22 protein-coding genes are annotated in these 18,936 nt (G+C 35.0%); 18 read left to right on the forward strand and 4 right to left on the reverse strand.

What is annotated here, in order from left to right:
• Positions 1-329 precede the first annotated feature (329 nt).
• From EKM64_RS05400 to EKM64_RS05465, 14 genes are all read left to right on the forward strand, one after another.
• Positions 330-1,061: an amino acid ABC transporter ATP-binding protein gene (locus EKM64_RS05400; RefSeq protein ID WP_191988521.1), complete on the forward strand. Its 732-nt coding sequence runs from the start codon at positions 330-332 to the stop codon at positions 1,059-1,061.
• Positions 1,062-1,076: 15 nt separating this feature from the next.
• A complete protein-coding gene (locus EKM64_RS05405; RefSeq protein WP_125676392.1) occupies positions 1,077-1,904 on the forward strand; it encodes a glutamate ABC transporter substrate-binding protein in 828 nt (275 codons plus the stop codon).
• Positions 1,901-2,539, forward strand: coding sequence for an amino acid ABC transporter permease (locus tag EKM64_RS05410; RefSeq protein WP_125676395.1), 639 nt, complete (start codon positions 1,901-1,903; stop codon positions 2,537-2,539). The genes EKM64_RS05405 and EKM64_RS05410 overlap by 4 nt, the downstream gene beginning before the upstream one ends.
• Before the next feature lie 13 nt (positions 2,540-2,552).
• Positions 2,553-3,206 (forward strand): amino acid ABC transporter permease, encoded by a 654-nt coding sequence (locus EKM64_RS05415; protein WP_125676397.1) that lies wholly within the window; start codon positions 2,553-2,555, stop codon positions 3,204-3,206.
• A gap of 125 nt (positions 3,207-3,331) precedes the next feature.
• Positions 3,332-3,595 (forward strand): AbrB/MazE/SpoVT family DNA-binding domain-containing protein, encoded by a 264-nt coding sequence (locus EKM64_RS05420; RefSeq protein WP_125676399.1) that lies wholly within the window; start codon positions 3,332-3,334, stop codon positions 3,593-3,595.
• Positions 3,596-3,617: 22 nt separating this feature from the next.
• Positions 3,618-3,983, forward strand: coding sequence for a type II toxin-antitoxin system PemK/MazF family toxin (locus tag EKM64_RS05425; protein ID WP_225420963.1), 366 nt, complete (start codon positions 3,618-3,620; stop codon positions 3,981-3,983).
• Positions 3,984-4,386: 403 nt separating this feature from the next.
• Positions 4,387-5,796, forward strand: coding sequence for a Na+/H+ antiporter NhaC (gene nhaC / locus EKM64_RS05430; RefSeq protein WP_125676403.1), 1,410 nt, complete (start codon positions 4,387-4,389; stop codon positions 5,794-5,796).
• Positions 5,797-5,985: 189 nt separating this feature from the next.
• A complete protein-coding gene (locus EKM64_RS05435; RefSeq protein ID WP_125676405.1) occupies positions 5,986-6,891 on the forward strand; it encodes an efflux RND transporter periplasmic adaptor subunit in 906 nt (301 codons plus the stop codon).
• An 11-nt stretch (positions 6,892-6,902) separates the two neighbouring features.
• A complete protein-coding gene (locus tag EKM64_RS05440; protein WP_125676407.1) occupies positions 6,903-7,574 on the forward strand; it encodes an ABC transporter ATP-binding protein in 672 nt (223 codons plus the stop codon).
• Positions 7,574-8,728, forward strand: coding sequence for an ABC transporter permease (locus tag EKM64_RS05445; RefSeq protein ID WP_125676409.1), 1,155 nt, complete (start codon positions 7,574-7,576; stop codon positions 8,726-8,728). Before EKM64_RS05440 ends, EKM64_RS05445 begins: the two co-directional genes overlap by 1 nt.
• Before the next feature lie 8 nt (positions 8,729-8,736).
• Positions 8,737-9,192: a hypothetical protein gene (locus EKM64_RS05450; protein ID WP_125676411.1), complete on the forward strand. Its 456-nt coding sequence runs from the start codon at positions 8,737-8,739 to the stop codon at positions 9,190-9,192.
• A gap of 63 nt (positions 9,193-9,255) precedes the next feature.
• Positions 9,256-9,921, forward strand: a complete 666-nt coding sequence (locus EKM64_RS05455) for a hypothetical protein (protein WP_125676413.1) — start codon at positions 9,256-9,258, stop codon at positions 9,919-9,921.
• Between the two features lie 36 nt (positions 9,922-9,957).
• Entirely contained in the window at positions 9,958-10,173 is a 216-nt protein-coding gene (locus EKM64_RS05460; RefSeq protein WP_125676415.1) for a hypothetical protein, read from the forward strand.
• A gap of 154 nt (positions 10,174-10,327) precedes the next feature.
• A complete protein-coding gene (locus EKM64_RS05465; RefSeq protein WP_125676417.1) occupies positions 10,328-10,543 on the forward strand; it encodes a P8 family protein in 216 nt (71 codons plus the stop codon).
• 55 nt (positions 10,544-10,598) lie between these two features.
• Here the strand turns inward: EKM64_RS05465 and EKM64_RS05470 are convergent, their stop codons facing one another.
• Entirely contained in the window at positions 10,599-12,293 is a 1,695-nt protein-coding gene (locus EKM64_RS05470) for a phosphoenolpyruvate carboxykinase (protein ID WP_125676419.1), read from the reverse strand.
• Between the two features lie 340 nt (positions 12,294-12,633).
• On the opposite strand from EKM64_RS05470, the gene EKM64_RS05475 reads away from it, so the two are divergent.
• Both EKM64_RS05475 and EKM64_RS05480 read left to right on the forward strand, forming a co-directional pair.
• On the forward strand, positions 12,634-13,356 hold the full coding sequence (locus tag EKM64_RS05475) for an NrtR DNA-binding winged helix domain-containing protein (protein ID WP_125676421.1): 723 nt from the start codon (positions 12,634-12,636) through the stop codon (positions 13,354-13,356).
• A gap of 105 nt (positions 13,357-13,461) precedes the next feature.
• Complete coding sequence (locus EKM64_RS05480) at positions 13,462-14,646, forward strand: MFS transporter (protein WP_125676423.1); 1,185 nt, start codon at positions 13,462-13,464, stop codon at positions 14,644-14,646.
• A 471-nt stretch (positions 14,647-15,117) separates the two neighbouring features.
• Here the strand turns inward: EKM64_RS05480 and EKM64_RS05485 are convergent, their stop codons facing one another.
• Positions 15,118-15,777 (reverse strand): histidine phosphatase family protein, encoded by a 660-nt coding sequence (locus EKM64_RS05485; RefSeq protein WP_125676425.1) that lies wholly within the window; start codon positions 15,775-15,777, stop codon positions 15,118-15,120.
• A gap of 144 nt (positions 15,778-15,921) precedes the next feature.
• Here EKM64_RS05485 and EKM64_RS05490 point away from each other — a divergent pair, with 144 nt between their 5' ends.
• The gene (locus tag EKM64_RS05490) at positions 15,922-16,542 is read left to right on the forward strand and encodes an NAD(P)-dependent oxidoreductase (RefSeq protein WP_125676427.1); all 621 of its coding nucleotides are present in this window, start codon (positions 15,922-15,924) and stop codon (positions 16,540-16,542) included.
• 8 nt (positions 16,543-16,550) lie between these two features.
• Complete coding sequence (locus EKM64_RS05495) at positions 16,551-16,994, forward strand: flavodoxin domain-containing protein (RefSeq protein ID WP_125676429.1); 444 nt, start codon at positions 16,551-16,553, stop codon at positions 16,992-16,994.
• Between the two features lie 58 nt (positions 16,995-17,052).
• On the opposite strand, the gene ilvA is transcribed toward EKM64_RS05495, so the two are convergent.
• Both ilvA and EKM64_RS05505 read right to left on the reverse strand, forming a co-directional pair.
• The gene (gene ilvA / locus EKM64_RS05500; RefSeq protein WP_125676431.1) at positions 17,053-18,324 is read right to left on the reverse strand and encodes a threonine ammonia-lyase IlvA; all 1,272 of its coding nucleotides are present in this window, start codon (positions 18,322-18,324) and stop codon (positions 17,053-17,055) included.
• Positions 18,325-18,425: 101 nt separating this feature from the next.
• Positions 18,426-18,671: a hypothetical protein gene (locus EKM64_RS05505; RefSeq protein WP_125676433.1), complete on the reverse strand. Its 246-nt coding sequence runs from the start codon at positions 18,669-18,671 to the stop codon at positions 18,426-18,428.
• Positions 18,672-18,936: the final 265 nt, after the last annotated feature.

Below are 18,936 nucleotides of genomic sequence, written 5' to 3' on the forward strand. Positions count from 1 at the left end.
ATCATTTCCATACAGTTTTCTGAAATTAGGCTCATTTAATAAAAATACTTAAGATATTATTTAATTTATGTTCGGGAATAGCTATATTCTTAAAAACGAATAAAAAGTTTTAAAAAATATAAAAATTCTATTTAGAGGTTTAAATCTCATACAAATGGTGGTATCACAGTGATTAGGTGATTTAAATTTGAGGGAAGTAACCCGAACAAAGTGGGTCACTTAAACGATTTTTGTTGCTAAATGTTTTTTAAAACATTAAAATTTCTTTAATACATTTTTTTCAGTAAGGATTATATAGGGAAGAGAAGGGAGAAAAGTTTATGTCGTCAATGATTGAATTTCGTAACGTTCAAAAATATTACGGAAAGTTTCATGCACTAAAGGACATTAACTTAAAGATTGATAAGGGGGAAACCGTAGTTTTGATCGGACCCTCTGGTTCTGGTAAAAGTACTCTAGCCAGAACAGTTAATGGTTTGGAGACTATTCAAAAAGGACAGCTTATCGTCAATGGTCGTGATATTGCCGATAAAGGAACTGATATTAACAGAATTAGAACAGATGTTGGTATGGTATTCCAGCATTTTAATTTATATGCCAATAAAGATGTTCTAGAAAATGTCATGTTAGCACCTAGAATTGTTTTGAAATTGAATGAAGCCGAAAATAAGAAAATGGCTATGAACTTATTAGATCAGGTTGGATTAGCTGATAAAGCTCATAATATGCCTTCACAAATTTCTGGTGGTCAAGCTCAGCGTGTGGCAATTGCTAGATCTCTGGCTATGAAACCTCGTTGCATGCTTTTTGACGAACCTACTAGTGCTTTGGATCCTGAAATGATCGATGACGTTTTGGGTGTTATTAAGTATGTTACAAGTCAAAGTGATATGACATCACTTATTGTTACTCATGAAATGGGATTCGCCGAAGAAGTTGCCAATCGTGTTATTTTCATGGCGGATGGACAAATTCTTGAAGATGACAAGACTGAATCATTCTTTAATAACCCTACAAATGAACGTGCTAGCCAGTTCTTAGGTAAAATTATTAAGCATTAAAGGGGGGAGTTCGATATGAAAAAGTTTAAATATGTAACGCTTTTGATTACGTCCTTACTCCTTGTCTTGACTTTGGCTGGCTGTGGATCTCAACCACTGTCTTCTCAAAATGTTTTAGAAAACGACAAGCAAACTAATACTATTACTTGGGGAGTTAAGGCTGATCAAAAATTGATCGGTTTAATTGATGTTAAAGATGGCCAAGAAAAGGGATTTGAAATCGACTTAGCTAAAGCTATCACTAAAAAAGTTCTGGGTAAAAATGGTAAAGCAAAATTTGTTACTGTTACTTCACAATCCAGAATTCCATTGTTAAAGAATGGAAATATTGACGCGATCATTGCAACAATGTCCATTTTGCCAGATCGAAAAAAAGTAATTGATTTCTCCGACTCATATTTTAGCGCCGGACAATCAATTCTGGTAAAAAAAGGTTCTTCTATTAAGAGTGTTAAAGACTTAAATGGTAAGACCGTTACAAGTGCAGTTGGGTCTAATTCCGTCGAAAATATTCAAAAAATAGCTCCAAAAGCACGTGTGTTACAATTGCCGGACTTTGCTCAGGCTTTGACTGCTTTGAAATCTGGTCAAGGTGAGGCTATGACAACAGATAATGTTATCCTAGCTGGTTTAGCAGTTGAGAACCCAGGATATAAATTGGTCGGTGGAACCTTCACAACTGAACCTTATGGTATTGGTATAAATAAGGGACAGGGAGATTTCAAAAAAGCTATTAATAAAGGTTTAAAAGAAGTTATCGCCGATGGAACGTATAACAAATTGATCATGAAGTGGTTTGGAAATGTTCCTGGATTTAATTATAAGGAGGTGCTTAGAAAATGATAAAACTACTTGTAGATAATTGGTCAGCCTTTATTTCTGGATTTGGATGGACAGTCCTATCCAGTATCGTGGCCTTATTTTTCAGTTTGATCATTGGTTCCCTCTTTGCAATTTTGGAGGTTATGCCTAGTAAAACTGCCCGTGTTATTGGAAACATTTATGTTGAGATCTTCCGTAATATCCCACTGTTGGTTATTACGATGTTCTTCTATTTAGTAATTCCACTATATGTTGTTAAAATTAACGGATTCACTGCTGGAACAATCGGTTTGACGATTTATACTTCGGCCTTTATTGCTGAAACCGTTCGTTCCGGGATCAATTCAGTTGATATCGGGCAAATGGAAGCATCTCGTGCCCAAGGTATGACTTTCTGGCAAGCTATGCGTTATATTGTGCTTCCACAGGCTTTTAAATTGGTGATTCCACCACTTGGTAACCAATTCATTAATTTGGTCAAAAACTCATCAGTTTTAGCCTTTGTTGCTGGATTTGATTTGATGTATCAAGGAAACGCGATTGCTTCAACAACGTTTGAAACAGTAAATACATATATTGTAGTTGGTGTATTCTACTTGGTTATTACTTTGCCTATCAGTTACTATATGCAACATCTAGAAAGAAAATTAGCTTAGAGGGGGACGTATTATGCAAAATTGGATAGACGCTTATTCATGGATAAATATACGATTCCTACTCCAAGGGTTGGGGATCACGATTTTTATCTCCGTAATTTCGGTTGTATTGAGTTTTATTTTTGGATCAATTTTAGGAATCATCAGATATGCTAAAATTCCTTATTTTTCAAGAATAGTTGGGTTTATTATTGATGTTGTTCGTAATTTACCTTTACTATTGATCATCTTCTTTACGTATTTTGGATTACCGGCTTTTGGATTCAAACCGGATACAATTCCAGCTGCTATTTTAGCGATGACATTCTTTGAATCGATGATGATTGCAGAGATTATTCGTTCGGGTATTTTGGCGGTTGATATTGGACAAATGGAGGCTGCTCGTGCTCAAGGTATGAAGCTGGGACAAGCTATGTGGCATGTTATTTTACCTCAAGCATATAAAAAAATGATCCCAGCGTTAGTTAGTCAGTTTATTTCGTTGATCAAGGATACATCGCTTGCAACTATTATCGTGGTTCCAGAACTTATGCAACACGGTCAAGTTGTATATGGACAAAATCCTAATTACATCATTCCTGTCTTTGTAATTATGGCCGTAATGTACTTTGTGGTTTGTTATGCATTGTCATTGTTATCAAGATATATTGATCATCGTATGGCGTAATTTATATAGAATGCTTATAGCATTCTATTTTTTTAAGCAAAATCATGTACATACTTAGTATGTACATGATATGGTAAGGATACAAAACGCATTGAATTAATTTTTTTTGAAAGGTTGTTATTCTTATGAAAGAAATGGTTAATTTGGGTAAATTTAAAGTTAGAAAAAATGGAAATTCTCTAATTGTGACCATTCCCAAAGAATCAGGATTCTCTGAAAATGAGATGGTTGAAGCTGTAAGAGAACCAGATGGAAGCATCAGTTACAAACTCGCCCAACAAAACCCTTGGTTTACAGGAGAGTATGATAATTATGATTTTGAGGCAATCAAGAAGGAATTGGATTTTCCAGTAGATGGTGGTCGCGCTGTGGGTAAAGAAATTATTTAGTTAAATATTTGGAGGATGTAGCGTGATTGAACAAGGAGCAATTATATATATAGATTTTGAACCCCATTCTGGACACGAAATGGGAGGTCATGATTCAAAGAATGGCAACATACGAAGGCCAATGGTTGTAATATCAAATAATCGTTATAACGATCAAACAGGTCTTGTATTAGGGATGGGAGTCACGTCGAATTCTAAAATGTTAGAGAATAATAATCTCTTTGTGCCCTTCGCAGATCAAATCAGCGGTGTTAAAGGGATGATTTCAACAATAAATTTCTCTTGTTTCGACTTCGATACTAGAAATGGTAAGGTCGTTGGAAAAGTTAGTGAGATAGTTTTAAATAAACTTTTAAAAAATGCTAATTTTATTTTAAGCAATAAATGAAATTAGAAATTTATTAAAATAATGGCTTGACTTGTAATTTAAAGACTGTTAATATTCATATCAATCACATAAACAAATTAAGTGTTTGAACTAAGTAATGCTGTATCTGCGTGTAAGAAAGCCGGTGGTTGATGCGAATCGGTCAGGATATAGTACAGAAATACCAAACACGACTTGGTTATCCAAGCGGTAAAAAAGAGAGCCGTTATCTCTCAAGAGTGGAGCAATAGTTTTAAGACTATTCTCAAATTGGGTGGTACCACGGTAAAAGTCGTCCCTGTTATTTATATATAACAGGAGCGGCTTTTTTTATATTTAGGGGGTAATGATATGGAGACTTCAGGCGGTAATCCTCGATATTGATTCGACGATTTAAAGCAAAAAATTCGAGGAGATTATAATTATGGAAAACAAAGTAAGTTTTAGAGAATCGATGACGATTCTAATAGTTATGTTAATAGTTTTAGGTACTAGTGTTATCAAGTTTAGTCTTTCACCACAAACTCCAGTCTTGGTAGTTATCGGTCTAATAATTCTTTGGGCAAAAGTAAGAAAGAATAGTTGGGATGATATTCATAACGGTATTATGAATGGTGTCAAAAACGGAATTGTACCAATCTTCATCTTCATTTTGATTGGAGCTTTAATTGGAACTTGGATAGCAGCCGGAATTATTCCATCAATGATGGTGGCTGGTTTCCATATGATTTCCACACAGTGGTTTGTACCATCAGTTTTCTTGGTCTGTGCTTTGATTGGAACCTCAATCGGTAGTGCTTTTACAATTATTTCAACCATTGGTATTGCACTATTCGGAATGGGAGCAACAATTGGTATCAATCCAGCCTTAGTTGCTGGAGCTATTATCTCAGGTGCTATCTTTGGTGATAAGACTTCACCGCTTTCAGATTCAACTAACTTGGCTTCAGCTATTGCCGGTTCAGATTTGTTTGGTCATATCAAAAATCTTATGTGGACAACAATTCCTGCTTTCTTAATTTCTTTGATTTTATACGCTGTTATAGGTAACAGTGGTTCAGGTGCCAGCTTAGGAAAAATTGATACAACCTTAAATGTTTTAAATTCTAATTTTACAATTACGTGGTGGGCCATTTTACCAATCGTTTTATTATTTGTTTGTGCCTTTCTTAAAATTCCTGCTATTGCTACATTGATCTTAAACATCACCGTTACAATCGGAATGATCTTCGTGGAGAATCCTTCAACACCTATTAAATCAGTTGCCGGATTTATTGAAACGGGATTTGTCTCAAAAACTGGTAATACCAGTGTTGATGCTTTACTTACTCGTGGTGGCATTAGTTCAATGATGGGTACAGTTTCATTGATCTTTCTTACATTATCACTTGGTGGTTTATTGATGAAGTTTGATATTATTCAAACGGCTATGCAACCACTTGCTAAACGTCTAACAACCCCAGGTCCACTAGTTACGGCTACGATTCTTTCAGGTATCGGCGTTAATATCTTCGTTGGTGAACAATACTTATCAGTTATTTTACCTGGTAAAGCTTTCAAGGAAACATTCAACAAACGTGGCCTTGATAATTTAGCTCTTAGTCGTGTTCTTGAAGATGGTGGTACAGTTATCAACTACTTGATTCCTTGGGGTGTTGCTGGTGCTTTTGCCGCCAACACATTGGGAGTATCAACCTTAGAATTTCTACCATTCTGTTTCTTCAGTTTACTTTCACCAATTCTTTCTATTATCAGTGGTTTCACAGGGATTGGTTTAAAACGTTTGTCGAGTTCAAAAAAGTCAGTTAAGGCTTCAAAAGCAGTGACTGCTTAAAAATTGGCAAAACGTCAACGAAAACGGTGTAAATTGATATAATATTCAAAATATATAAATTTATTAATTATAAAAAGCGTAATAACGACTATATTGAGCAAATAGTTGTTATTACGCTTTTTTTGTAATTTTGATTTTAAAAGAGTGGCTGTTATCCTTAAAACTATCTATTATAGGGAGAATTATTGTATGAAGAAAATAAAAATCGTTATCTGGGGAATCAATGTTGTTTTAGTCGCTATAGTTATATTTTTAGCTCTGGGAAAAGGAAATGGAACTGAGCCAAAATATACTACCTATACAGTAAAATCTCAGAGCACAAATTATTTCACCGGTGTTGTCCAAGCTGATGAAAAAAATACAGTTAGTGCTGAACCTAAGTCAACAGATGAAGTATTGGCTTCAACACAGGTCACTAATGGTCAAAGAGTTATTAAAGGTCAGACAATTTTTACTTTTTACGAAAATATGTCTGGTGAGATCAATAGCGTTAATTTAGAAATTAGACAGATCAATTTATCTATACAAGAGGTTAATAAGAACACTACTAAGTCAGCTGATGATCAAATTGAACTGGCTAAAGATCAACAGGGCTTGGCAGATGCACAGGATAAGTTGAATAAACTTAATAAACAACAGAATCGTGTAGTTACTGCACCGATTTCTGGAACTTACTATAAAGATAGTGAGGGGAACAGCTATATTTATGGTAATCCAGTGATCTTAGGTAATGTAAACGAGTTTAGTTTGGATAAGGTTAAAGTTGGTAAGGATGTCACAGTTGTAAAAAATAACGGCAAAGAGATTGCCGGAACTTATTCACAAAAGGATGCTATTCCATACAATAAAGCCGCTGTTTCGTACTATCATTTTCAAGTAAGTACAGAAGAAACTTTGCCATATGGTATGCATGTTCAAATCAAAAACAAGTCCTTAGGATATAAGATTCCTGCCAGTGCGGTTAAAGATGAAGATACAGTATATCTTTTGAAAAATAATAAGAAGCATAAGGTCATCTTGAATCTAACTAAGCATGGCAATGATTACTACACTAAAGAAGATATCAAGGCCGGCGATAAGCTGGTTTTGTTTTAGGCGGTGATCAGATGCTCAAAGTGAATGATATTGGTAAAACATATGGCAAATTTATTGCTTTAGAAAATATCGATCTGGAAGTAGCAGATGGTGAATTTTTGGCCATTATGGGACCGTCTGGATCAGGTAAATCAACTTTGATCAATATTTTAGGATTATTGGATCAAAATTATACGGGTGAATATTTATTGAAAGAAAAGTCCTACAAAGATGCTAGTGATAACTACTTATCGAAAATTCGTGGTGATCAATTAGGATTTGTCTTTCAAAATTTCAAATTATTAACGACTTATAGTGTTTATGAAAATATCGAAGTGCCATTAATTTATAGTAAACAAAAGCAAGCTAACAAACGTGAATTAGTTGAATCTGTTATCAAAAAAGTTGGTCTGGAAGGAAAAGAAAAAAATCTTCCGTCTGAACTTTCAGGTGGACAACAACAGCGTGTAGCTATCGCTCGAGCAATTGTTAATCGCCCCAATTTAATTATCGCAGATGAGCCGACAGGGGCCTTAGATTCCAAAACTAGTAAAGAAATCATGAATATTTTTACTGACCTTAACGAATCTGGAACAACGGTCATTATGGTTACTCATGATAGTGAAGTGGCCGAATATGCAATGCGAACAGTCTTTATTCGTGACGGACGTTTATATAATGATGAAAAGAGTGTAAAAAAATAATGTTAGATAAAGTTATGATCGCACTCAAATCAATTGGTAAGAATAAGAACCGTAATTTTTTGACAATGTTAGGAATTATTATCGGTATCACTAGTGTTATATGTATTTTAGCTATTGGGGATGGCTTTACGAAGGTGGAAACTAAAGGATTGCAGGACCATAATACTAAAAATCGTGTAACACTGTCTTTTACACCGTCATCTGACGATGATACAACCAGTGGTTTTACGAGAAATGATCTGTCAGTTTTAGAGGGTATTACAGGTGTGGATCATGTTAAATTAACTAGTGTTAATCCTGAAGCTAGCGTGACAGTTCAACATCAGGCTAAAAAATCTTCTGCTGGTTTGAATAAGGTTCCTAAAAAACTGAAACTATCTGAGGGTTTTGGAACGACTTTAAATACAAATGATACAAGTGATATTTTTATCTCTAAAGATCTGGCCGATAAGGTCTTTAAAGGTAAAGCTTTGAATAAGAGACTAGTCATCAATGATAATGTTTTTGTAGTCAGTGGAATTTATAAGATCGGCGATTTTAGTTATCGTCCTGATATTTATGTTTCTAAAACGACTTTTAAGCAATTATTTGCCAGTCAGATCTCACAAGATGAGGCCAAAATTTATGTTAAAAGTTCAGCAAGTAAGAAGCGTGTTAGTAAAAGTGCTCTTAATGAGATGAAAAAATTTGGTGAAGATGCCAAATTAGGTAAATATGGAGTTTCGCATGTTGATCAAATTACTAAGAGTTTTACTAAGACACTTAATAACATTACTTATTTTGTAGCCTTTGTAGCCGGAATTTCATTACTTATCGCCGGAATTGGTGTTATGAACGTAATGTATATTACCGTGTCAGAACGAAGAAAAGAGATTGGTATCAGACGTGCTTTCGGTGCGACTTCTGGAGATATTAGGAATCAATTTTTGATTGAAAGTATTATTCTCTGCGTTATCGGTGGTTTGATAGGTATTGCTTTAGGATACAGCTTAGTATCGATCATAAATCATTTCTTACCGTTCAAGGCGGTAGTAACGGCATATGCAATTGTTATGTCATTGTCAGTTTCAACAGCAGTGGGATTGATATTTGGCTTTATTCCATCCAATAAAGCTGCTAAATCATCACTTGTAGGATTACTTAAAGAAGAATAGAGGGCGTTATGAAAAAGTTATACGGACTAGACAAAATAAGCTTAGTAGGGATATTTTTAATTTATTTCTTTTTAGAAATCATCACTTTATTTCTGGGAGATAAAAACATTTCTGGGGCACCAATGGCAGCTATGAAATTCAAGATTTTGATTTTTGCTCTTGAGGCAGTGATCTCCATCGCCATTCTGTACGGTATTTCATATTTTCTATTGAAGAATACTAAAGCCGATATGAAGGCGGTTTTCGTCAATACAGTCGTGGGATTAGTCGTGACCAGTATCTTAAGCTCATTGGCTTTCATCCTCATAACTAAAGATGCTAGTATTTGGCAAAAATCGATTATTGGCATAATTGGAGCCGGTTCAATGATCTGGCTTAATTGGAAAAATTTAAAAATCGATCAATCCAATAAAATCAAAATCACAATTTGGAATGTGATCTGGTTTGTAATAAGTATTGTTTAGATAATAAAAATACATACTGACAAATAATGGCAGGGCTATCTTAGTCCTGCTATTATTTTTTATATGAAGAGAATATTTTGGGTAATTTTGCCGATGTTACTGCTGGTCGGCTGTCAGCATAGTAAACAGCAACAGTCTGCAATATCTAAAAATAAGCAGCGCTGGAATCAACAAACTAGGAATACAAAAGTTAAATACCATCCAAGCTTTGGGATGATGGATTATAGTAATGAACCATTGAATTGGCATGATTTAAAGAAGAAAAATGATTCGATCATTTTGGGGACAGTCATTGACTATAAGAAAAATAAACGCCAAGCAATTTTTCCAACCACTACGGTACAAGTTAAAGTTGATAAAGTTCTTTCGGGAAAAGGGACCAGTCATTATATTACGACAACTTTTCCATCGGGATTCGGATTTGCCGATGAGATAGAAATGGATATCAAAGGAGATCCTTCAAAAAATATTACGCATAAAGAATACTTGTATAAGAAAAATTCATTTCCATTACCAAAGATAGGTGGAAAATTTGTCACAGGTATCGTTAAAAATCGCAGAGAATATCAGGTCAGCGCACCGTTATTTAATTTTTGGGTTCTCAGAAATACACATTTAAAATTGAATAACTTGGATCTTAGAAGTATTCAAAACGATGAAAAAGTTGATAAATTACAAGATCTAACAGAGATTTTAGATTGCAAACTAAACAGTGGCTATCGCAAATAAATCATGCTATTCTTTTCGAAAAAAGGGGATAGGGCCATGATGTTTAGTTCTTCTATTATAATAGTTCTACTTTTAGCGTTAGTTTGGTACGCATTTTCTAAGGATAATAATAATAAGTCTTTCAAATTTAATAAAAATAGAGCTCCCGTCATTATTGGTATCGTTGTTGCAGTGCTAGTGATTTTTACCGTTATACCAGCGTTACACATGTTCCCATTCACTCAGGGATATAATTTGAATTGTTTCAGATAAATTAAAGTTAGTTGCAGATAGTCGCAATAACGATTATCTGCTTTTTTTTATTCTATTAGTATTTTTAATTTTAAAATTAACAGGTGCAATTGCTAAACAATTTAACTTTTGTGACCTACAATGGTAATTGTAATAAAGAAAGGAAGCTTTAATAATGGCTGTATCAGTAGATAAAACAAGTTTATTAGATATGAAAATGAATGAAGTTTTTGATTGGAGTGACTCGACACTTCCAGTTAGAGATGCTATTTGGGACCACTTTATGGAAGCCTCAAATCATAACACTGATAAAACAACGGTAGAAGCTAAGAAGTATGATGATATGAGCGAAGCCGATTTGAAACCAGCAGTTGAAAAGCTACTCAAATAAAAATAAGATTTAGGATAATAAAAAAAGCAGATCATGCGATCTGCTTTTTTGCTGTCTAATTATTCATTAATTGATTTAATAATTCTTTAGCTGATTCTTGTAAACTGTCTTTTGACTTGTCATAGCCAAGATGAGTATAAATTTCACCAACATAAACTTTGTCTTTATAAAGTTTGTTGAAGACTTTGTCGATAACAGGACGAGTCCTTTCCTCTTCTTGAACAGGTCCAAATGGATTTGCAAAGAAGGTCGTACTCATACCAACTTCATCAGTTGTACCTAGAGCTTTTCTCTTACCGGCGATAAAGGTTGCTTTAGCCTTATCTTCATCAGGGAATTGATGTAAACCGATCTCAGCATCATAGTTATTTGCGTAAACCCACATATCTATATGATGATGTTCAACAACACGTTTATAAGTATTAGCTGGCAAAATAACACGAGCATTCTTTAATTCTGGATTCAAGTAGATGCCACGATCCATGTTATTGAATGCGACAGAACTACTTAAGTCATCCAAACGAACAAATGCACCAGTTTCGGTACCTTGAGCGTAGATGTTACCTTTATCGTCAAAGGCAAAACTACCCATATCATCAAAAATCGTTTCGATATTTAAAATCTTATCATCAGCGATTTCCTGCAAGGCTTCGATAGATTCTGACTTCCCAGCACCTGAGTCACCAAAGAAGACAACTGACTTGGTTTTACCATTTGAGAAACTGATCCTAACCATTGAACCATGAATTGGAAGGCGATTTTCATAAATCATGTGTAAGTTATGAAGTGTTAAACACATCTTCTTCATGTAGCCAAAATAAGTAGTCTTATCATTGTAAGGAACTTCACCGACCCAAAGGTCATTTTCCTCATCATGATAGTAGTGGCAGACGTCACCTTCTGTTTTATCCAAACCGAATAGTAAGATCTCGTCTGGTTTTTTGCCTTCAATACTTGCTGTATCGGCTACTTCAAACAAGTTGGCTAGAGCAATTCCGCTAACAAAATAGTCACGATGGAAGTAAACATAGGCTAAACTTTCACCGATTTTAGCAGGGAAACAGAACCAATCCTTTTGGTCTCCGTCAAATTTAGCGATCGGATTGTCTTTAACAGCATCAAAGACACCTTCACGTTTATTACTCTTAGTGTGCATCATCATTGGTGGACGTAACATAAGTGTATCTAAGAATCTGATATTTTGTAGTGCTTCGTATCCCTTAGGAGTAGGCCAAGAGATAGATTGTGTAAGGACACATGCGTTAGTACCGGCATTAACTTGACGATATGCACGGTTAGAGAATCCTTGCAATTTTTCTTCAATGGCACGGTATAATTGTAAAACAATTTCGTTAAAGCGATTATCAATATCCATAAAGTTATTGCTTACGATATCACTATTGTGTTTGTTGATTAGAGAAACTCTAAAGTATGAACGATAGAATGAATAAAAATCTTCAATACTTTTTAGTATCAAACTTCGATCATGGTTTTCATATCCAGCTTTATTATCTACTAAGATAGCTTTCAAAGTATTTGTATAAGTTTCAGCATCCAATTTTTCAAAAGCATTAGTGGATGTTTTTTGAACCTCTTTTAGATAAAGCTTTACTAAGCTGGCAAAACTGTCTGAGTTGATCAATTGAAAAATATCGCGGACATATTCTTCATTATAGTTGATTACGGCGACGGAGCGATCTGGATTCATATAGAACCCGTCCGTTTCAACTGCGTTTGATGGTTTCAACATTTATAAAATTTCCCCTTTCAAGTTAAAGACTTAAACTACATTCTAAAACATTTTACTGAAAACTTATATACTAAGTTAGACGAAAATGAGATTTTTTTAATAAAAATCTAAAATGGAAACGTTTTTTCTAATTTTTGTGATCAAAATAATCTCATTTAAATCAATGCCAAGTTGAATGATTTTAACATGTAGAGTCTTATTTCTAATAATAGTAGTGCGAAAGCAATTATTTCTTTTTTTATTAAAATAATCACAATACAATTATAATAATGTCAGTCAATTAAACATAGTTAAATGCTTGGTCCTTATTGTAGAATAAAGGAATGGGGGGTAACAGAATATGGCTGATATCAGTATTACTAATGTTATTTGGAGTTTCAATAATAAAACTAAGGAATTACTAGTTCTGTTACTAAAGAATTCCGAAGAACAAATGTGGGGGTTACCGACAACCTATTTGCGGAAGACTGAGAACGCAGAAGAATCTTCTTTACGATTAGTTCGAGAAAAAATCGGAGTAGATCTTCCGTTAGTCAATACTGAACAATTGGCAACATTCACGGATATTCATCGTGCTAAAAAGCGTGAATTGGCATTAACTTATATGATTTATTTACCAGATATGCCAGGACTTGTGCCAGGGTACGGAGCCGACGATGCACAATGGTTTAGCATCAAACCCAGTTCTGAAAACTATTTGCTACAGCATGGTAAATTATCCTTTGAAACCTTAGATGAAAATATTGATCGAAATGAATTTTATTTGCAAAGTGATTTGTTTAAAAATTCTAATGGTTTGATATCCGATCATGCGTTGATTTTACGTACAGCATTCAATCGAATTAGGAATCGTCTTGACTATTCGCCAACAATATTGCGGATCTTAGGTCCGACATTTACCTTAAAAAAGGCTCGGATCATTTACTCAATACTTTTACGGGTATCACTGACTGAAATCGATAATTCAAATTTCCGTAAGACTCATAAGCGTTTATTCTTAGAAGTAGGAACCGAAAACATAAAAGGGGCCGGTCGTCCAGGTAAAGTATACCGTCTAAAGTAAGTAACTTGACATGACTTTTAAAGCCATGTTATTCTTTTGAGGCTTTAAAAGTAAAAAGTACCTAAATAACTTTTTTTATAAAAAATATAAACACGGAGATGAAGTATGCAAAATGTTTTAACCAAGAGTAACAAATTGTTATTTGTTATTGGTACTGCCTGGCTATTTGATGCCATGGATGTTGCGCTATTATCCTTTATTATGCCGATCATTGGAGCAGAGTGGAAACTGTTACCTACACAAATCGGTTATGTTAGTGCCGTTACCTCATTGGGTATGATTTTTGGATCATTGGGTTGCGGATATTTGGCTGACAGATTCGGTCGTAAACACGTTATGATCGGAACATTGATACTGTTTTCAGCCGGGAACCTTTTATTAGCATTTACTCAAAATGTGAATATGTTTATGCTAGTGAGATTCATTACCGGAATTGGATTAGGTGGAGAATTGCCGGTTGCTGCGACAATGTTGGCCGATTCATTCAGCGGAAAGAAGCAATCTAGAATGCTTGTTTTAGCCGATAGCTTTTGGGCAATTGGTTGGATCTTAGCCTCATTATTGTCATTCTTAGTTATGCCGATTTTTGGTTGGCGTGTAACGGTGGTCTGTACTTTTTTCGTTTCATTATATGCTTTTGTTATGAGAAGACATTTGCCAGATGAATACGAAAATACAAAGCACGAACGTTCAAATATATTTCACTCGATCAAAGAAATTTGGTCAGGTAAGTATCTACAAGCTACCGGTGTTCTAACGGTACTTTGGTTTGTAGTTATGTTCTCTTATTATGGAATGTTTCTATGGTTACCAAGTGTTTTGATTGCAAAAAATATACCTATGATCAATAGCTTTGGTTACACTCTTTTAATGAGTTTAGCTCAATTACCCGGTTATTATTTAGCAGCTTGGTTAATGGGAAAAATCAGTCGTAAGAATATTCTGGTTATCTATCTTTTGGGAACATTAATCAGTGCATTTATTTTTGGAACAGCTAACGATTTGCCAATTGTACTTATTGGTGGGGCATTATTATCGTTCTTTAACCTAGGAGCCTGGGGAACATTGATTGCTTTTACTCCAAGTCATTATGAGGCCCAATATCGTGGAGTTGGAGTTGGATTTACACAATCAATTGGACGAATTGGCGCAACACTTGGTCCATTCCTGATTGGTGCATTGTTGGGTATGGGATTAAGCATTCCAATGGTATTTATGATGTTTGTAGTTGTATTAGCTGTCGGTATTTTGGTTTTACTATTTGGGATACATGATACTGTTGGTGAATAATAATTTTTGAATCTCGATTTAGAGCTTTGCATAGTTCGCAAATCGCTAAATACGTCCGTTACGTAAGAACGTAAACCATGTTCTAACGTAACTTTAACTGCGGGCAGACTCTCTTTCGGTCTCCGGCTAATATCCGAGTGAAAAAAATATTACATGAAAATTAATTTACAAAGTATGATTTCGATATTAAATTGGAATCATACTTTTTTTAAAATAAAAATACCTCTTTAATACAGATTTATAGAACATCCGTATTAAAGAGGTATATATACTTATTTATAAAATAGCCGGAGGGTTCAAGTAATGTAACCAGTTGTGAGGGTGTTGAACGTAGTTCATACAGCACCGACGATTCGAAGATTTGCGAATTGTGCAAAGCTTCAAATCGAGTTCCCAGACCAAAGTTGGGAACGGTCGCACAACAGGTGGAATTACTTGAACCCGCAGGCGGCAGCTTAAGATTTTTACAAACTAAATAATCATCTGATTATAACTTGTAACAAGATTCTTACCATTGTCACGTTCAAGCATTGTAAGACTGGAGTTTCTAGGACTATCTGTTACATCAAACTTACCATCACTGTATCTATCAGTGATAGATCTGATTGTTGTTCCGTGTGAAACAAGTAAGATCTTATCGCCATCTTTAGCAATTTTATCAATTGCATCAAAACCGTGACCAATTCTCGTCCAGTATTCTTCCGCATTTTCAGCGTCGTGGAATGGGTCGGCTTCTTTCATGAAATCTTTAGTTGCATTAAGACCATACTTATCGATGATCTCACTAAATCCTTTGGCACCATGTGGTTCACCAACCATAAACCAGGCCTCTGGTGAATTCATTCCCTCAAAGTAGCCATAAAACTGTTCTCTGAATTCCATCAATTTGGTTGGCTTCAACTTATTTTTGTTCATATTGGCGTCGACAATAAATTTACATGTGTCGATCGCACGTCTAGCATCTGATGAAAATGCAGCACTGAAGTCTACATCTTTGAGTGCCAAGGCAGCCTTTTTAGCTATTTCTACTCCATCTGGAGCCAATGGTGTATCAGACCAGCCTTGCATTTTATTATAACGGTTAAACCAAGTACGTCCGTGACGAATTAAATAGATTTGGTATTTTGCCATTCTCTTCCTCCTAAAGGTTTATCACCTTAATGATACTACATGTGTAACCGATACCGTCAAATTAAAAAAATCATAATTTTGAGCCGAATATTTAGGAATTTTCATAGTTTTTGTGTACAGTAAAAAGTAGTGGGAGGTACTTTTATGAAAGTAGCTGTGATTGGAGCAAATGGTAAGCAAGGATCAATGATCGTTGAAGAAGCATTTAAGCGAGGATTAGATGTGACTTCGATCGTTAGAGATGAAAAAAAATCCCCAACTGAGAAATTCTTAGTTAGAGATGTCTATAATTTAACGCATGATGATATAAAAGATTTTGATGTTTTAGTGGATGCATTGGGCTTTTTTGGTGACAGTGTAAAAGAATTCGTTCCTTCTACACAACATCTTATTGATGTATTAGAAGAAACTGACATCAGATTGATGGTAGTCGGTGGAGCTGGATCGCTTTATGTTAATAAAGAACATACTCAAAGACGATTTGAACAAGCTGATTTTCCAGATTTTGTTAAACCTTTGAGTTTGGAAATGGGTAAGGCTTTGGATCTTTTGCGCCAAAGTGATATTAATTGGACTTATCTTAGCCCAGCTGACGATTTTGACTTTGATGCTGAAAAAACTGGGGAATATGTATTAGCTGGTGAAGAAATGACCTTTGATAAAGATGGTATAAGTAAAATAAGTTACGCTGATTACGCGGTAGCCATGGTAGATGAAATAATTGCTGCCAAACATAAAAAAGAACGTATCAGTGTTAGATGGTAGGTGTTTGAATGAGTAAAATATTTTTAGGATACACTAGTATGTCTGGTCGCAATGAAAAAATTGCTGGAAATTTAAAAAGCTATTTAGAGGAAAAGGGTGCAGAGGTAGATTTAGAACAGTTAGTTGATGCTGACGCCTTCAGATTACCCGAGTATGACGCCGTTATAACTGTTACATATACATATAACGATGGTGACATACCTGATGAAGCTCAAGACTTTTTTGAAGATCTACAGGATGTCGATTTAGCTAAAACAAAATTTGCAGTATTAGGATCCAGTTCAAAATCACATATTCATTTTGGTCGCGCCGTTGACTACTTTACTATGGAAATGAATTCCAGTAATGGTGATCAAGTAGCGGATTCAGTTAAAATTAATGAAGATCCAGATGACGATGATTATGCACGTATACATCAACTGGCAGACTATGTTTTGAAGAGTTTGGACTAAAAAATAAACTAGTTTCTACTATTATATAAGCACATCTTTGGATGTACTTTTTTGGTATCTAAACTAACATTCTGTAAAGAGCTTGATTGTCCTCAAGATTGAGATAATTAGGATCAAACTCGTTCAATCGATATAATAGTTGATCAAGTTTTTTTGCTTGTCCCAAACGTACACCAATCAGAACAGGACCAGTACCACTATTGACCTTTTTGGTATATTCAAATTTGGTTATGTCATCGTCCAAATTAAGTACGCTGTTGATGAACTCACGAAGAGCACCTGCCCTTTGAGGGAAACTAACTAGGAAATAATGTTGTAACCCTTGATAAATTAACGATCTTTCTTCCATATCGTGCATCCGATTGATATCGTTATTACCACCAGAGACTACACATACGACCGTTTTACCAACTAACTGATTTGTATAAACCTCTAAAGCGGCAATACTTAAAGCTCCAGCAGGTTCTGCAACTAAGGCCAGTTTACTATAAACATCTAAAACCGTTTTACTGTCTAATCCTTCGGGAACTTGAACTAATCGATCGACATATTTTTGACAAGTACTATAAGTCAGTTGACCAACTTTTCTCACGGCCGCACCGTCAACGAAGGTATCTACATTATCAAGATTTACTGGATGTCCGACGGAAAAGGCTTTGGCCATTGAGCTTGCTCCTGTAGGCTCAACTCCGACAACCATTGTTTGCGGGCTTACCGCCTTGGTGTGAGTACTGATACCGCTGATCAAACCACCACCACCGATTGCAGCAAAGAGATAATCAATTTTTAGATTGTTTGCCTTAGCATCATCGAAAATTTCAACTGCTAATGAACCTTGTCCAGCCATAGTACGTAAATCATCAAATGGAGCAATGAAGGTTTGATTATTTTTACTACAAAATTTGTTGGCAGCATCGTTAGCTTCATCAAAAGTATCGCCGATCATTTTTATAGTGACATTTTTGCCACCAAATAATTTAACTTGATCGACCTTTTGCTGTGGGGTAGTAGTTGGCATGAAGATAGTTGCTGGGATATCCATTTTTGAACTAGTCCAGGCAACACCTTGAGCATGATTACCAGCACTGGCACAGACGACACCGCGTTTTCTATCTTTATCGGAAGTTTGAGATATAGCATAATAGGCACCGCGGATCTTAAATGATCGGACTTCTTGGAGATCTTCTCGTTTTAAATAAACTTTACAGTTATATTTTTGTGATAAATAATCACTGTATTGTAAAGGCGTATGTACGACGACGGTTTTTAGTACGTCATAGGCTTTTTTTACTTCTTTATTGGTTAAAACTTCTGTTGTAGTTGTTGTCATAGTGATTTTCCTCGTTATTTTTTTAATTTTGGTAATAAAAAAAGGGTTATCTGCTTAGCAGATAACCCTTTTGACGTTTAGATCCTAATTATTCCTGTAATTTACAGGATGGAAGATAGGTATCCAAAATGTTTGGGTAAATTCCACTGAGCATTATTGTCTAAAACAAATAGCAGACTAATCAAGACCGTTGTAGCGACGGCCTTAATAATGACAATAATAATTTCAGCATTGGCCAAAACATTTTGAGCAAGCACAATAAGACCATCGTTTGCGATGGCCTTATTGTTTTGGGCGGCTGATAAATCATACATTAAGTTTTTGGATTCGGTTTTAGTGTCTGACATATTCAGCACTCCCTTCATAGGCTTTTTTAATTTGCCTTTAATTTATTTAAATTTAACACTTTGTCAAGAATTGTCAATATAGAATCTTCAAAAAATTATTTTAAAAAAATATCACGAATAAATATCGTAAAAACTACCTATATAGGGCCAATAAATCTTGCTCATCTTGGATAACATAATCCGAAAGATTACCGCTTGACAATTGATTTGAAGGCGTTTAGATTAATTGGCATCAGCAAATCAAGAAATCACATGGCCGTTATGA

Source organism: Companilactobacillus keshanensis (assembly GCF_003946205.1).
GTDB lineage: Bacteria > Bacillota > Bacilli > Lactobacillales > Lactobacillaceae > Companilactobacillus > Companilactobacillus keshanensis.

Coding starts and splice junctions, on each gene's coding strand:
- EKM64_RS05420 (WP_125676399.1), top strand. CDS start 3,332: ATGAAAGAAATGGTTAATTTGGGTAAATTTAAAGTTAGAAAAAATGGA.
- EKM64_RS05495 (WP_125676429.1), top strand. CDS start 16,551: ATGAGTAAAATATTTTTAGGATACACTAGTATGTCTGGTCGCAATGAA.
- EKM64_RS05450 (WP_125676411.1), top strand. CDS start 8,737: ATGAAAAAGTTATACGGACTAGACAAAATAAGCTTAGTAGGGATATTT.
- EKM64_RS05435 (WP_125676405.1), top strand. CDS start 5,986: ATGAAGAAAATAAAAATCGTTATCTGGGGAATCAATGTTGTTTTAGTC.
- EKM64_RS05505 (WP_125676433.1), bottom strand. CDS start 18,671: ATGTCAGACACTAAAACCGAATCCAAAAACTTAATGTATGATTTATCA.
- EKM64_RS05445 (WP_125676409.1), top strand. CDS start 7,574: ATGTTAGATAAAGTTATGATCGCACTCAAATCAATTGGTAAGAATAAG.
- EKM64_RS05400 (WP_191988521.1), top strand. CDS start 330: ATGATTGAATTTCGTAACGTTCAAAAATATTACGGAAAGTTTCATGCA.
- EKM64_RS05470 (WP_125676419.1), bottom strand. CDS start 12,293: ATGTTGAAACCATCAAACGCAGTTGAAACGGACGGGTTCTATATGAAT.
- EKM64_RS05490 (WP_125676427.1), top strand. CDS start 15,922: ATGAAAGTAGCTGTGATTGGAGCAAATGGTAAGCAAGGATCAATGATC.
- EKM64_RS05410 (WP_125676395.1), top strand. CDS start 1,901: ATGATAAAACTACTTGTAGATAATTGGTCAGCCTTTATTTCTGGATTT.
- EKM64_RS05480 (WP_125676423.1), top strand. CDS start 13,462: ATGCAAAATGTTTTAACCAAGAGTAACAAATTGTTATTTGTTATTGGT.
- EKM64_RS05485 (WP_125676425.1), bottom strand. CDS start 15,777: ATGGCAAAATACCAAATCTATTTAATTCGTCACGGACGTACTTGGTTT.
- nhaC (WP_125676403.1), top strand. CDS start 4,387: ATGGAAAACAAAGTAAGTTTTAGAGAATCGATGACGATTCTAATAGTT.
- EKM64_RS05475 (WP_125676421.1), top strand. CDS start 12,634: ATGGCTGATATCAGTATTACTAATGTTATTTGGAGTTTCAATAATAAA.
- EKM64_RS05440 (WP_125676407.1), top strand. CDS start 6,903: ATGCTCAAAGTGAATGATATTGGTAAAACATATGGCAAATTTATTGCT.
- ilvA (WP_125676431.1), bottom strand. CDS start 18,324: ATGACAACAACTACAACAGAAGTTTTAACCAATAAAGAAGTAAAAAAA.
- EKM64_RS05405 (WP_125676392.1), top strand. CDS start 1,077: ATGAAAAAGTTTAAATATGTAACGCTTTTGATTACGTCCTTACTCCTT.
- EKM64_RS05455 (WP_125676413.1), top strand. CDS start 9,256: ATGAAGAGAATATTTTGGGTAATTTTGCCGATGTTACTGCTGGTCGGC.
- EKM64_RS05415 (WP_125676397.1), top strand. CDS start 2,553: ATGCAAAATTGGATAGACGCTTATTCATGGATAAATATACGATTCCTA.
- EKM64_RS05460 (WP_125676415.1), top strand. CDS start 9,958: ATGATGTTTAGTTCTTCTATTATAATAGTTCTACTTTTAGCGTTAGTT.
- EKM64_RS05465 (WP_125676417.1), top strand. CDS start 10,328: ATGGCTGTATCAGTAGATAAAACAAGTTTATTAGATATGAAAATGAAT.